The following is a 12,793-nucleotide window of genomic DNA, read 5'->3' as shown; positions in this document are numbered from 1 at the left end:
AGACCAGACGGAGGAGACCACGATGCATTCGCAGCAGCAGGCGGGACCAGAACCGATGCCGCAGGAGCCGGCCGCTCATTCGGCCGGTGACTCGGCCTATCAATCGGCCTATCAATCGGCCTATCAATCGGCCTATCAATCGGCCAACCACCCGGACGTCCGCCCGGCCGTCCACCCCGTCGACCAACGATTGCCGGTGCGGCAGCTGGCCAGCTTCGGCCTGCAGCACGTGCTGGTGATGTACGCGGGCGCCGTCGCGGTGCCGCTGATTCTTGGCAGCGCGCTGGGCTTGACCCAGCAGCAGATGGTCACGCTGATCAATGCCAATCTGTTGACCTCGGGCATCGCGACGCTGATCCAGACACTGGGCTTCTGGCGCTTTGGCGCACGCCTGCCGCTGATCCAGGGTTGTTCGTTTATCGCGATCGCGCCGATGATCCTGATCGGCCAGCAATACGGGCTCAGCCATGTGTTCGGTGCCGTCATTGCCGCCGGTGCACTGACCATCGCGATCGCGCCGCTGTTCAGCCGGCTGCTGCGCTGGTTTCCGCCGGTGGTGATCGGCAGTCTGATCGTGATCATCGGCGTCACGCTGATGCCCGCGGCGGCGATCTGGCTGGGCGACGGCAATCCCGCGGCACCGGACTTTGGCGCGACGCCGAACCTGCTGCTCGGCCTGGCGACGATCGCCATCACGCTGTTCGTCTATGCGCTCTTCTCCGGCTTTATCGGCAATCTATCGGTGCTGATCGGCCTGCTGGCGGGCACCGCGATCGCGATGGCCTGCGGCATGACCAGTTTCGACGCGGTCGGGCGTGCCGCCTGGTTCGAGATCAGCCCGCCGTTCGCGTTCGGCGCGCCGTCGTTCGCCCCGATGCCGACGCTGGTGATGCTGCTGGCGATGCTGGTGATCATGGCCGAGACCACCGGCAATGTGCTGGCGATCGGCACCATCGTCGGCCGGCCGTCGACGCAGCGCACGCTGGGCGATGCCTTCCGCGCCGATGGACTGTCGACGATGCTCGGCGGCGTCTTCAACAGCTTTCCCTATAACGCGTTCACGCAGAACACCGGGCTCATCGCGCTTTCGAACGTCAAGAGTCGCTATGTCGTCGCCTCGGCGGGCGCGATCATGGTGCTGATGGGCCTGTTCCCCAAGCTTGGCGCGTTGATTGCATCGGTACCGCGGCCGGTATTGGGCGGCTGCGCGATCGTGATGTTCGGCATGACGACGGTGGCTGGCATCCAGGAGCTGTCGCGCGTGAAGTTCGACGGCACGCGCAACGCGATCATCGTCGCGGTGTCGGTCAGCGTGGGCGTATTGCCGATGTCGCTGCCGGCGCTGTTCGAGCGCGTCGAAGGGCCGCTGAAGCTGGTGCTCGACAGCGGCATTTTCCTCGGCGCGATCACGGCCGTGCTGCTGAACCTGTTGCTCAATCGTGGGACATCGCAGGCCGCGGTGACCGACAGCGAGCATGCCGTCGCCTCGGGCCAGTCCTGATCTCAAGGGGCCATGCCGGCCGCAATCTATTTGGATCGAATCGAATCGCGCCATCACGCGCATCTTTGCCAGGAGAATCGTCCGATGCCAGCCATCGACACCCAGACCCGTACCACCACCTCCACGCTGTCCGAACTGGACCTGCGGCTGCTGCGCGAGTCGATCGCGCTGGCCGAGCAATCGAAGCAGAACGGCCGCCATCCCTTTGCCGCGATCGTGGCGGACGAGCACGGCAATATCGTCGCGTCGGCCGGCAACAACTCGATGCCGCCGCAGGGTGATCCGACCCAGCATGCGGAGCTGGCCGCGGCGGCGCTGGCCGCCAAGCGCCTGAGTCCGGAACAGTTGGCACGCTGCACGCTGTACACCAGCGCCGAACCCTGCTGCATGTGCGCCGGCGCGATCTACTGGTGCAATATCGGCCGCGTGGTCTATGCGCTGTCGGAGCACACCTTGCTGGGGCTGACCGGCGACCATCCGGAGAATCCGACCTTCTCGCTGCCTTGCCGCGAAGTCTTCGCGCGGGGACAGCGCCAGATCGAGGTGCACGGTCCGATGCTGGAAGACGAGGCGGCCCAGTCCCATACTGGGTTCTGGAAGTAAGGCGGGGCAGGGGCCTCGCGCTTGCGACGCGTTTCGTCGCCGATGTCAGCGGGAGGCACCATGCCGGAACAACTGACCAAGCATCCCGACGTCACCCTGCAGGTGCTCAAGAGCGCCGGCGCACGGTGCGGCACGGGAGAAACCCCACAGATCCTGAAGGCTTGCCCGGCCGAGCGCTTCTGCCAGTTGCCGGGCGGCGAGATCTGCGTGTTCGGGCTGCCCGATGCGGCCCGCATGACGCAGATCACGAAAGCCGATTGGCAGGCGCTGACCGCGACGATGGCCGGCGTGACGCCAACCGCCGCCCCCGGGTCGCCGACGGCGCCCGCTACGGCGCCACCGACGGCCGCGTCATGGCTGTGGATCGTGGTCGCCCTGGTGGTCGGCCTGATCCTGGGCGCGGTGCTGGCCCGCCGGCGCCGGCCGCCGCCCTGAGCAGTGGCGGCCGGCGGAGCGACGTCGCACGGACCCATCAAGCGCCGGGCTTGTTCCGAAACACCAGCGCCAGCCCGAGCAGGATCGTAACCATGCCGGCCAATGCAAGCGGCGCGAGCCGGTTGCCGAGGATCAGATAGTCGAGCACCGCGGTGCCGGCGGGCACCAGGTAGAACAGGCTGGTCACGTTGACCAGATTGCCGCCCTGGATCATCCGGTACAGCAGCAGCGTTGCGCCGATCGAGATCACCAGCGCCATCCAGCCGAGCGGCAGCAGCAGCGCGGGCGTCCACGAGACGTGGATCGGCTCGAACGGCAGCAGCGCCAGGCACATCAGCAGCGCGATGCCGTATTGCAGCGGCATCACGTCGATCGGCGCCTGCCGGATGCCTTTCTGCACGATGGTGCCGGCCGTCATCGTGGCCAGCGCGGTCAGCGCATAGAGCATGCCGGCCACCGGGGTGCCGGCAATGCCGATGCCCTGGTAGACGACCATCACGAGCCCCGCCAGCGCCAGCACCAGCCCGACCAGCCGCAACGCCGAGAAGCGGCGCTCGGTCAGCAGCAGCGTCAGGATCGGCTGGGCGCCGAGCAGCGTGGCCAGCATGCCGGGCGTGACGCCGCGGTCCAGGGCCAGCAGGTAGCAGATCGAATAGCAGCCGGTCAGCAGCAGCCCGACCATTGCGACCCGCGCCCGCTGTCCGGGCTCGGGCAGCCAGCGGCGGCGCCATGCGGCGATCGCCAGCAGCACGCCGAACGCCAGCACGAAGCGCAGCGTCAGGAAGGCAAAGGCGGAGGCATAGGCCAGGCCCCATTTGGCGACGATCGCGCCGCTGCTCCACAGCAGCACGAACAGCGCCGTGGAGCCGTGGGCGGCCCAGGTATCCGGCAACGACGGAAACAGCCGGGAAGAGAAGGTCGAGAAGGACGAGAGCGACAGCAAGGACAACGTCGATCGCGCCGCATGCGCGAATCTTTGGAAGTTCATCGGTTTCACCTGTCATTGGTGTGACGGGCTTCGGTCGACCGTGAGCGAACGCCGGCTGCGAATGCGAGCCGGCATCGGCGCGATGCGCGGCATCGAGCAGGCGGCAATGGCGTTCGCGCGCGCCGGGCGCGCACGGTCAGACGGAAGAGTGGGGGTCGGCTGGGGTCAGCCGAGGACGGCCGCGGGCGGCGGGGCGACCGCTGCGACGACGGCGCGCGGCGGCGGTGCAACACCGGCCACGACAGCGCGCGGCGGTGCTACGCCTGCCACGACGACGGCGACGTCAGCCGGGGGCGAGCAGACAGCGGCCGGCGGCGACCAGACAGGAGAAACGCGGGGAGGCGCCGACGCGCGCGCGCCACCGGTCGGCAGGACCGGATCGGCAATCGAAGAAGCGCGGCGTACAGGCGTCATGGAACCCAAGCGGAACCGAAAGGGGTGGAAAACCGTCACACGACCGTCATGGGACGGCCGGTGCGTCGGCGGGGGCGATCTATCGGAATCAGACCGAAATCGAATGCTCTCCGCGGCACGACTCGCGCAAGCGTACACGCTCTATGATGTGCTGACAACCCCGTCCGCGGTGGCCCGGGCCGGGGCGCCGGTCCGGTACAATGCGCGCCCCGCGGGCGCATGCCCGCCCGTATGTCTGACATCTGGCATTGGAGGACCTCATGGAATCGCGAATCACCGAGCTGGAGGTCAAGCTGGCCTTCCAGGAAGACCTGCTGGAAACGCTGAACCTGACCGTCGCGAAGCAGCAGCGGCAGATCGAATTGCTGCAGGAGCAAATGCAGGCGCTGTACCAGCAATTGCCCGCCGCCACGGGCACCGCGGCCGACGGGTCGGTGCACGAAATACCGCCGCACTATTGAGCCATTGCCGCCCTGGACCGCCGATGGTGGAACGCCGGGACGCCGCCCGGGTCTGACCGAGGTGACCACTCCAGCATCGCGCATGTCTTCGATCCCTTCGCATGGCCGCCGCCGGGGCCTCCGGCGGCCCCTGGCGGCCACGGCAACCGCCGCGGCGCTTGGCCTCGGTGCCGGCCTCGCCGTGCTCTCGGGCGCCGCCATCGCCGGCTACAACATCTGGACCGGCGAATACACCTTCACCAGACAGGAACTGCAGCGCGCCGTCGAAGGCCGCTTTCCGGCGACGCTGCGCTATGCGCAAGTGCTCGACGTCCGGCTGACCCGGCCGCGGCTGACGCTCGATGCGGCGGGCAACCGCATCACCACGCAGGTCGATGCGCAGTTGACCAACAGCCTGCTGCCGGCGCCGCCGATCAACGGCACGCTGGCGCTGAACAGCGGCCTGCGCTACGACCCGGTCAAGCGCGCGGTGCTGCTCGACAACCCGACCGTCGAGCAGGTGCAGGTCGACGGCGTGCCGGGCCAATACAGCGCGCAGCTCAATGCGGTGGGCAATCTGGTGGCGCAGGAACTGCTGAAGGACTATCCGCTGCACACGTTCAAGCCCGAGGAACTGCAGGTCAACGGCAAGCAGGTCGAGCCCGGCGCGATCACCGTGACCGAGGATGGTATCGCGGTGAAGATCGACACGAAGTAGGGCGGGCCAAGGTCTCGCCGCCCCAAAGAAAAACCGGCGCCTAAAGCGCCGGTTTTTCTTTGTCGTCCCCGCGCAGGCGGGGACCCAGTGGCCTGCCAAAGACGCTGGATTCCCGCGTGCGCGGGAATGACGGGATGGCTTACTGGATCTTGGCCTTGTCCCGCAGCGACTTCATCATCGACTGGAACTGCTCGCGCTGCCAGTTCTGGTCGCTCATCAGCATCTGCTGCAGCTGGGGCTTGGCTTCCTCGAAGGTCGGGATCTTGGTCTCGCGCTCGTCCTCGAGCAGGATCACGTGCCAGCCGAACTGGGTCTTGACCGGGGTCTCGGTCATCTGGCCCTTCTTCAGCCCGGCCATCGCGGCCGAGAACTCCGGCACATAGCTGTTGCTGCTGGCCCAGTCGAGATCGCCACCGTTGGCGGCCGAGCCCGGATCCTTCGACGAGGCCTTGGCCACGTCGGCGAACTTGGCGCCGCCCTTGATCTTGGCGATGATCGCGACCGCTTCCGATTCCTTCTCGACCAGAATATGGCGGGCGCGGTATTCCTTGCCGTTGCCGAACTGGGCCTTGATCTTGTCGTATTGCTTGCGCAGCTCGGCATCGCTGGTGCCGTGGGTGCGCACATAGTCTTCGAACACCGCGCCGGCGAGCACGTTCAGGCGCGCCTGTTCCAGCTGCTCCTGCACGTCCGGGTTCTGCGTGACGCCGCGCTTGGTGGCTTCCTGCACCAGCAGTTCGCGGTCGATCAGCATATTGCGCGCGCGATCCCGCAGCTCCGGGGAATCCGGCTGGCCGGTGCCGGCGATCAGCTTGTCGAGCTTGGCCGACGGAATGCCCTTGCCATTGACGACGGCGGCATTCTGGGCGAGTGCGGGCAAGCTGCCAGCGGCAAGCACAGCCGCCAGGCTGAACGAGAGGACAGTGGTCTTCATGGAATCAGTGTTGGGAAGTCTGGGGAAGGCTGGACGATTATGCAGATACTTGCGCAGAGGCTTGTGCAGACACCGCGCGGATGATGGTCACTGCGCGGAATACTCTTGCTCGGTGAATGCGGACACTGCCAAGGCATGGATCCGCATGGGGAAGAGACTGCGCAGCGCATCATACACCATGCGATGCCGGGCAACCCGGCTCGCGCCGGCGAAGCGTTCGCTGACGATGGTGACATGATAGTGCCCGCCGCCGGAGGCCGCGCCCGGATGGCCCGCGTGCAGCGCGCTGTCGTCGCGCACCGTCAGTTGCGACGGGGCCAGTTCGGCGCGCAGCAGCGCATCGATCTGCGCGGCGGTATCGCCGGCGGGGCTTTCGGGGCTTCCGGAGTTTTCGGGAGGCAACGAAGAAGAGACGTGGTTCATGGTTGCGATGCCCTTGCTCAATCGCGGGCGCTTTCCTGCGCTTTTTCGGGCGCGTTTTCGTTCATATGGCGCGACAGCCAGAGGCTTTGCGCGACGATGAAGACCAGCATCAGGCCCATGCTGCCGAACAGCTTGAAGTTGACCCAGATGTCGGTCGAGAACTGGTAGGCCACCCACAGGTTCAGCACGCCCATCACGGCGAAGAAGCCGGCCCAGGCGGTATTGAGGCGTCCCCAGACCGGCTCGGGCAGCTTGACGGATTTTTCCATCATGGCGCGGATCAGGTTCTTGCGCCAGATCGCGGCGGAGGCGAGCAGCGCGACCGCGAACAGCCAGTACAGCACGGTCGGCTTCCACTTGATGAAGGTCTCGTTGTGCAGCAGCAGCGTGGCGCCGCCGAACACCACGATGATCAGCAGGCTGATCCACTGCATCGGTTCGACCTTGCGGTGGCGCAGCCAGACCCAGCCGATCTGCACGATGGTGGCCGCGATGGCGACCGCGGTGGCGGCAAAGATGCCCGCCAGCTTGAAGGTGACGAAAAACAGGATGACCGGGAACAGGTCGAACAGAAATTTCATGCGGGTCCGTCGGGGAAGGCGATGCCGGCGCGCGGCATCGCGGAATCGTTATCGTGGGGTCTGGCCGCGGCGGGTCAGCGTGCGTTGGTCAGCGTGCGTTGGTCGGCGTGCGTTGGTCAGCGCTGCGGCTCAGCCAGGCGTGCCGGACTTGCCGGCGTGGCTGGCATCCTCGCCGGAGCCCGCTTCGGGTTCGCGGTCGTCGAATTTTAGCGCAGCCGAATTGATGCAATAGCGCAGGCCGGTCGGCGCGGGCCCATCCTCGAACACATGGCCCAGATGGCTGCCGCATTCCTTGCAGCGCACCTCGATGCGGACCATGCCGTGGCTGCGGTCGACGTGTTCGTCGATCACCTCACCGTTGATGGGCCGGAAATAGCTGGGCCAGCCGCAGCCGGCATCGAACTTGGTGGTGGACTCGAACAGCGGCGTGCCGCAGCCCACGCAGCGGTAGATGCCGGGCTCCCAGTGGTCCCAGTAGCGGCCGGTGAAGGCGCGTTCGGTGGCGGCCTCGCGCGCGACCCGGTATTCGATGTCGGACAGTTGCGCGCGCCATTCGGCTTCGGTCTTGTTGACGGGCATGATGCGGATCCTTGTGGGGGCGATCGGTGTTGGGTTCGATGGATCGGTTCGAGATGGGGACCGATATCAGGACGAACAGCTTACCTCGATACCGGACGCCCAGTCCGGCGGCAGCGCGGCATACGACTCGGCCTCGGGCTGCTCGTCGAATGGCCGCGACAGCACCGCCAGCAGCCGCTGCACCTCGCTGAAGTCCTTCTCCTTGGCGCGCTGGATCGCCACCTCGGCCAGATGGTTGCGCAGCACGTACTTCGGATTGACGGCCAGCATCGATGCCGCGCGGGCCGCGTCGTCCGAGTTCTCGGCACGCAGGCGGGCGCGGTAGCGTTCGGCCCACGCGTCCCAGCCGGCCCGGTCCATGAACAGGTCGCGCACCGGCGCGTCGCGGCTGCCGTCCGCCGAGGAGATGCGGGCGAGGTTGCGCCAGAACAAGGTGTAGTCGACCCGCTGGGTATGCAGCAGGCGGAACAGGTCGGTCAGCAGCGCCTCATCGGCCGCGTGGTCGATATCGGCGCTGGCCAGGCCCAGCTTGGCGCGGTACAGCTGGAAGAAGCGCTGCGCATAGCGGTCGCGGAAGGGATCGAGCCCGGCGTGCGCGGCCTCGATCGCGGCCTCCTTGGCGGCTTCGGTCGGCGCCTCGCCATCCCCGCGCTCGAGCCACAGCGGCAGCAGCGCCTGCGCCAGGCAATGCAGGTTCCAGAAGCCGACCTGCGGCTGCTGGCTGTAGGCATAGCGGCCCTGGGTGTCCGAGTGATTGCAGATATGGTTGGCGTCGAAGGCGTCGAGAAAGCCGAAGGGGCCGTAATCGATGGTCAGGCCGAGGATCGACATGTTGTCGGTGTTCATCACGCCATGACAGAAGCCCACGGCCTGCCACTGGGCCATCAGGTCGGCGGTGCGCAGCGACACTTCGCGCAGCAGCGCCTGGTAGGGGCTGATGGTCTCGCCGCCGGTGCTGTCGCGGCATTCCGGCATGAAGCGGTCGATGACGAAGTCGGCCAGCTGGCGCAGCGCCGCCACGTCGTCGTGCGCGGCGAAATGCTCGAAATGGCCGAAGCGGATAAAGGTGGGCGCCAGGCGCGTGACCACCGCGGCGGTCTCGATGGTCTCGCGGCGTACCGGCGCGTCGGAGCCGACGATCGACAGCGCGCGCGTGGTCGGGATGCCCAGCGCGGCCATGGCCTCCGAGCACAGGTATTCGCGGATCGACGAGCGCAGCACGGCGCGGCCATCGCCCATCCGCGAATACGGCGTCTTGCCGGAGCCCTTGAGCTGGATTTCCCACGGACCGTTGGCGGTCTGCGCCTCGGCGAGCCGGATCGCGCGCCCGTCGCCGAGCTGGCCGGCCCAGACGCCGAACTGGTGGCCCGAGTAGACGGTGGCCAGCGGATCGGCCCAGTCCGGCACGCGGTTGCCGATGAAGATCTCGGCGAAGTCCGGCGGGAGCGCGTTGCCGGCACTGGCGCCGTCGCTCCATTGCCAGCCCAGCAGTTCCGCCGCGGCGGGCGCCACGGCCACGAGATACGGCGCGGGCAGCGGCGTGGGGCGCAGGCGCGTGAAGAAACGCTCGCCGAGCGCGGCAAACCCCGGCGCCACGGAGAAGGGCGGCTGCGTGCTGGTCGCAGGCGACGACGGGGCCGGAGCGGGGGAGACAGCTGGGGTCGGATCAGAGGACATGAGGTCGGGGCCTTGGCATCACGCGCCGGGCGCGAATGGTCGCGGAGGGTGGCTGGGGACCGGCGCGGTGCAACAGCCTGCAATCGGAGGCCTGCCTGGAAGTGCGCTTGCAGGCTAGGGAAAACGACATGTTGAGGTGCAACATGGCTGGCAGTATTGTACTTGCACGCCGCATTTTCCCTGGTCTGACCGCGGCGCCGCGGCCGGTGTTCCCGCTTGTTCACGCTTGCTCCTGCTTGTACCCATCGCGCGGCGCGGCCATCACCGGCAGTCTTCCCGTCATGCCGCCCGCTTGCACGCCCGCAGTGCACCGGGGTAGTGCATCGATGGAAAGTGCGAGCGTGTCTGCCGACGCCTTCCGCTGGAAGGTTTTTGTCGGCCTAAAAAAAGAACGATTGTTCGCTTCTCGGCGTTGCCGGGGCGGACGTCGCCACCGATAAAGGAGACCATTCCCATGGCATTGATGGGACAAATGATGGGCGCGCCGTTGCTCATTTCCTCCATCATCACCCACGCCGCCCGCCATTACGGCAGCACCGAAATCGTTTCGCGGCGCACCGAAGGGGATCTCCACCGCTATACCTACCGCGACTGCGAACTGCGCGCCCGCAAGCTGGCGCAGGCGCTGGGCAAGTTGGGCGTGCAGCCCGGCGAGCGGGTCGGCACGCTGGCGTGGAATGGCTACCGCCACCTCGAGATCTACTACGCGGTATCGGGCATGGGTTCGGTCTGCCACACGATCAACCCGCGGCTGTTCCCCGAGCAGCTGGCCTATATCGTCAATCACGCCGAAGACCGCTATGTGTTCTTCGACCTGACCTTCCTGCCGCTGGTCGAGGGCCTGGCGCCGCATTGCCCGCAGGTCAAGGGCTGGGTGCTGATGAGCGACCGCGCGCACCTGCCGGCCGAATCGAAGTTGCCGCTGCTGTGCTACGAGGACCTGATCGAGGGCCAGGACGGCGACTACAGCTGGCCGAGCTTCGACGAGAACACCGCGTCGAGCCTTTGCTACACGTCCGGCACCACTGGCAATCCGAAGGGCGCCCTTTATTCGCATCGCTCGACGGTGCTGCATTCGTATGCGTCCGCCTTGCCCGACGCGCTGGGCTGCTCGGCCAAGGACGTGATCCTGCCGGTCGTGCCGATGTTCCACGTCAATGCCTGGGGCCTGCCGTACTCGGTGCCGCTGGTCGGCGCCAAGCTGGTATTCCCCGGCGCCAAGCTCGACGGCGCCTCGCTGTACGAGCTGTTCGAGCAGGAGCAGGTCACCTTTTCGGCGGGCGTGCCGACGGTCTGGCTCGGCCTGCTGCAGCATGTGCAGGCCAACAAGCTGCGCTTCTCCAGCTTCAAGCGCACGGTGATCGGCGGCTCGGCCGCGCCGCCGGCGATGATCAAGGCGCTGAACGCGCTCGATGTCGAGGTGATCCATGCCTGGGGCATGACCGAGATGTCGCCGCTGGGCACCACCTGCAAGCTGCTGAACAAGCATCTATCGCTGCCGCCGGAGCAGCAGCAGGCCATCCTGGAAAAGCAGGGCCGCGTCATCTACGGCGTCGACATGAAGATCGTCGACGGCGAAGGGCGCGAGCTGCCATGGGACGGCAAGGCCTTCGGCGACCTGATGGTGCGCGGCCCCTGGATCATCGACCGCTATTACCGCAGCGACAGCTCGCCGCTGGCCGACGGCTGGTTCCCGACCGGGGATGTCGCCACCATCGATGCGGACGGCTATATGCAGATCACCGACCGCAGCAAGGACGTGATCAAGTCCGGCGGCGAATGGATTTCGTCGATCGACGTCGAGAACGTCGCCGCGGCGCATCCGGCGGTACATATGGCCGCCTGCATTTCGGTCCACCATCCCAAGTGGGACGAGCGGCCGTTGCTGGTGGTGATGAAGAAGCCTGGCTCCGAGCTGACCCGCGAGGAGCTGCTGAGCTTCTTCGAGGGCAAGGTCGCCAAATGGTGGATCCCCGACGATGTGGCCTTTGTCGACGAGATCCCGCTGACGGCCACCGGCAAGATGCAGAAGCTGAAGCTGCGCGAGCAGTTCAAGGACTATCGGCTGCCGACGGCCTGAACCAGGGCCGTCGCAGGGCACGTGCAGCAGCGGCGGCGTCTTCCCGGCGCCGCGGTAGAAGCAAACGGGACCATCGGGCAAGCCGCGAGACAGCATAAAAGCGGCAGCCCCGAGCGCCCGCTCATCACGATAGCCAACGAGAGAAAGAGAGAAGGAGACAAACCATGATCAGATTGCGTCCGCTCGTCGCCGGCGTGGCATTGATGGCTGCGCTCGGTTCGGGAGCCGCCGCGGCCGATACGGTGAAGATCGCGTTCATCGATCCGCTGTCTGGCCTGATGGCGCCGGTCGGCCAGAACCAGCTCAAGAGCTGGCAGTACGTCGCCGAGCTGGCCAATCAGAAGAACTGGGCCGGCGGGCACAAGTTCGAGGTCGTGGGATTCGACAACAAGCTGTCGCCGCAGGAAAGCCTGACGATCCTGAAGCAGGCCGTCGATCAGGGCATTCGCTACGTGGTGCAGGGCAACGGCTCGTCGGTCGGCCTGGCGCTGCAGGACGCGGTGGCCAAGCACAACGAGCGCAACCCGGGCAAGGAGATCATCTATCTGAACTATGCCGCGGTCGATCCGGACATGACCAACTCGAAATGCAACTACTGGCATTTCCGTCTGGACGCCAACTCCGACATGAAGATGGAGGCGCTGACCACCTATCTGGCGCAGGACCAGAACGTCAAGAAGGTCTACCTGATCAACCAGAACTACTCGTTCGGCCACCAGGTCGCGCGCGCCGCCAAGGAATACCTGAAGCGCAAACGCCCGGACATCCAGGTGGTCGGCGAGGACCTGCACCCGCTGGCGCAGGTCAAGGACTTCTCGCCCTACGTGGCCAAGATCAAGGCGGCCGGCGCCGATACCGTGATCACCGGCAACTGGGGCAGCGACCTCGCGCTGCTGATCAAGGCCGCCAAGGATGCCGGGCTGACCGCCAATTTCTACACCTACTACGCGGCCACCACCGGGGTGCCGACCGCGATGGGCGCGGCGGGAGCCGAGCGCGTGCGCTACGTCGGCTACTACAACCCGAACAACAAGGGCTTCCGCGGCTCGGAAGTGATCGAGGGCTACGAGAAGAAGTACAACGACGACTTCTACGTGATGGCCTCGTATACCGGCATCGCGATGCTCAGCCAGGCCTTCAAGAACGCCAAGTCGACCGATCCGGTCAAGGTGGCCAAGGCGCTCGAGGGCATGAAGGTCGAGAGCATGAACGGCACCGTCGAGATGCGCGCGACCGACCACCAGGCCCAGCAGCCGCTGACCATCGCGACCTGGACCAAGGTCGACGGCAAGGAAGTCAAGTACGACCAGGAAAACACCGGCTACGGCTGGAAGACCAACGCGGTGCTGGACGCGCATGTCGCCGCCCAGCCCACCTCCTGCCAGATGAAGCGTCCAGGCTGATCCCGGACGCGCCACAC

General features: G+C 66.5%; 13 protein-coding genes. 7 read left to right on the top strand and 6 right to left on the bottom strand.

Going from position 1 to position 12,793, the window contains the following annotated elements; all coding sequences use genetic code 11:
* The first annotated feature begins 22 nt into the window (after window positions 1–22).
* The 3 genes from LRR16_RS09450 to LRR16_RS09440 all read left to right on the top strand — a co-directional run bounded on the left by LRR16_RS09450 (window position 23) and on the right by LRR16_RS09440 (window position 2,539).
* A complete protein-coding gene (locus tag LRR16_RS09450; RefSeq protein ID WP_232205692.1) occupies window positions 23–1,501 on the top strand; it encodes a nucleobase:cation symporter-2 family protein in 1,479 nt (492 codons plus the stop codon).
* 84 nt (window positions 1,502–1,585) lie between these two features.
* Complete coding sequence (locus tag LRR16_RS09445; protein ID WP_043437575.1) at window positions 1,586–2,104, top strand: nucleoside deaminase; 519 nt, start codon at window positions 1,586–1,588, stop codon at window positions 2,102–2,104.
* Between the two features lie 60 nt (window positions 2,105–2,164).
* A complete protein-coding gene (locus LRR16_RS09440) occupies window positions 2,165–2,539 on the top strand; it encodes a hypothetical protein (RefSeq protein ID WP_232205691.1) in 375 nt (124 codons plus the stop codon).
* Window positions 2,540–2,576: 37 nt separating this feature from the next.
* Here LRR16_RS09440 and LRR16_RS09435 read toward each other — a convergent pair whose 3' ends face one another.
* On the bottom strand, window positions 2,577–3,527 hold the full coding sequence (locus LRR16_RS09435; RefSeq protein WP_006580244.1) for a DMT family transporter: 951 nt from the start codon (window positions 3,525–3,527) through the stop codon (window positions 2,577–2,579).
* 674 nt (window positions 3,528–4,201) lie between these two features.
* Here LRR16_RS09435 and LRR16_RS09430 point away from each other — a divergent pair.
* Window positions 4,202–4,402: a SlyX family protein gene (locus LRR16_RS09430; RefSeq protein WP_006576148.1), complete on the top strand. Its 201-nt coding sequence runs from the start codon at window positions 4,202–4,204 to the stop codon at window positions 4,400–4,402.
* 82 nt (window positions 4,403–4,484) lie between these two features.
* Window positions 4,485–5,099, top strand: a complete 615-nt coding sequence (locus LRR16_RS09425; RefSeq protein ID WP_006576147.1) for a DUF1439 domain-containing protein — start codon at window positions 4,485–4,487, stop codon at window positions 5,097–5,099.
* A 139-nt stretch (window positions 5,100–5,238) separates the two neighbouring features.
* Here LRR16_RS09425 and LRR16_RS09420 read toward each other — a convergent pair whose 3' ends face one another.
* From LRR16_RS09420 to LRR16_RS09400, 5 genes are all read right to left on the bottom strand, one after another.
* Window positions 5,239–6,033 (bottom strand): peptidylprolyl isomerase, encoded by a 795-nt coding sequence (locus LRR16_RS09420; protein WP_053821898.1) that lies wholly within the window; start codon window positions 6,031–6,033, stop codon window positions 5,239–5,241.
* Between the two features lie 87 nt (window positions 6,034–6,120).
* Window positions 6,121–6,435: a BolA family protein gene (locus LRR16_RS09415; protein ID WP_052511271.1), complete on the bottom strand. Its 315-nt coding sequence runs from the start codon at window positions 6,433–6,435 to the stop codon at window positions 6,121–6,123.
* Between the two features lie 38 nt (window positions 6,436–6,473).
* Window positions 6,474–7,037 (bottom strand): septation protein A, encoded by a 564-nt coding sequence (locus LRR16_RS09410; protein ID WP_064573482.1) that lies wholly within the window; start codon window positions 7,035–7,037, stop codon window positions 6,474–6,476.
* 129 nt (window positions 7,038–7,166) lie between these two features.
* On the bottom strand, window positions 7,167–7,616 hold the full coding sequence (gene msrB / locus LRR16_RS09405; protein ID WP_232205689.1) for a peptide-methionine (R)-S-oxide reductase MsrB: 450 nt from the start codon (window positions 7,614–7,616) through the stop codon (window positions 7,167–7,169).
* Between the two features lie 66 nt (window positions 7,617–7,682).
* Window positions 7,683–9,293, bottom strand: coding sequence for a YdiU family protein (locus tag LRR16_RS09400; RefSeq protein ID WP_232205688.1), 1,611 nt, complete (start codon window positions 9,291–9,293; stop codon window positions 7,683–7,685).
* A 454-nt stretch (window positions 9,294–9,747) separates the two neighbouring features.
* Between LRR16_RS09400 and LRR16_RS09395 the strand changes: the two genes are divergently transcribed.
* Both LRR16_RS09395 and LRR16_RS09390 read left to right on the top strand, forming a co-directional pair.
* The gene (locus LRR16_RS09395) at window positions 9,748–11,373 is read left to right on the top strand and encodes a 3-(methylthio)propionyl-CoA ligase (RefSeq protein ID WP_043437580.1); all 1,626 of its coding nucleotides are present in this window, start codon (window positions 9,748–9,750) and stop codon (window positions 11,371–11,373) included.
* Between the two features lie 164 nt (window positions 11,374–11,537).
* Window positions 11,538–12,776 (top strand): branched-chain amino acid ABC transporter substrate-binding protein, encoded by a 1,239-nt coding sequence (locus LRR16_RS09390; protein WP_006576140.1) that lies wholly within the window; start codon window positions 11,538–11,540, stop codon window positions 12,774–12,776.
* The last annotated feature ends 17 nt before the right edge of the window (window positions 12,777–12,793 follow it).

The organism is Cupriavidus sp. UGS-1 (assembly GCF_021213615.1).
Lineage (GTDB): Bacteria > Pseudomonadota > Gammaproteobacteria > Burkholderiales > Burkholderiaceae > Cupriavidus.
This window is presented reverse-complemented; position numbering and strand designations above follow the sequence as displayed.

Bases quoted from the DNA above. Each gene is read 5' to 3' on its own strand.
- LRR16_RS09435 (WP_006580244.1), bottom strand. From the start codon at position 3,527: ATGAACTTCCAAAGATTCGCGCATGCGGCGCGATCGACGTTGTCCTTG.
- msrB (WP_232205689.1), bottom strand. From the start codon at position 7,616: ATGCCCGTCAACAAGACCGAAGCCGAATGGCGCGCGCAACTGTCCGAC.
- LRR16_RS09395 (WP_043437580.1), top strand. From the start codon at position 9,748: ATGGCATTGATGGGACAAATGATGGGCGCGCCGTTGCTCATTTCCTCC.
- LRR16_RS09420 (WP_053821898.1), bottom strand. From the start codon at position 6,033: ATGAAGACCACTGTCCTCTCGTTCAGCCTGGCGGCTGTGCTTGCCGCT.
- LRR16_RS09445 (WP_043437575.1), top strand. From the start codon at position 1,586: ATGCCAGCCATCGACACCCAGACCCGTACCACCACCTCCACGCTGTCC.
- LRR16_RS09430 (WP_006576148.1), top strand. From the start codon at position 4,202: ATGGAATCGCGAATCACCGAGCTGGAGGTCAAGCTGGCCTTCCAGGAA.
- LRR16_RS09450 (WP_232205692.1), top strand. From the start codon at position 23: ATGCATTCGCAGCAGCAGGCGGGACCAGAACCGATGCCGCAGGAGCCG.
- LRR16_RS09390 (WP_006576140.1), top strand. From the start codon at position 11,538: ATGATCAGATTGCGTCCGCTCGTCGCCGGCGTGGCATTGATGGCTGCG.
- LRR16_RS09400 (WP_232205688.1), bottom strand. From the start codon at position 9,293: ATGTCCTCTGATCCGACCCCAGCTGTCTCCCCCGCTCCGGCCCCGTCG.
- LRR16_RS09440 (WP_232205691.1), top strand. From the start codon at position 2,165: ATGCCGGAACAACTGACCAAGCATCCCGACGTCACCCTGCAGGTGCTC.
- LRR16_RS09425 (WP_006576147.1), top strand. From the start codon at position 4,485: ATGTCTTCGATCCCTTCGCATGGCCGCCGCCGGGGCCTCCGGCGGCCC.
- LRR16_RS09410 (WP_064573482.1), bottom strand. From the start codon at position 7,037: ATGAAATTTCTGTTCGACCTGTTCCCGGTCATCCTGTTTTTCGTCACC.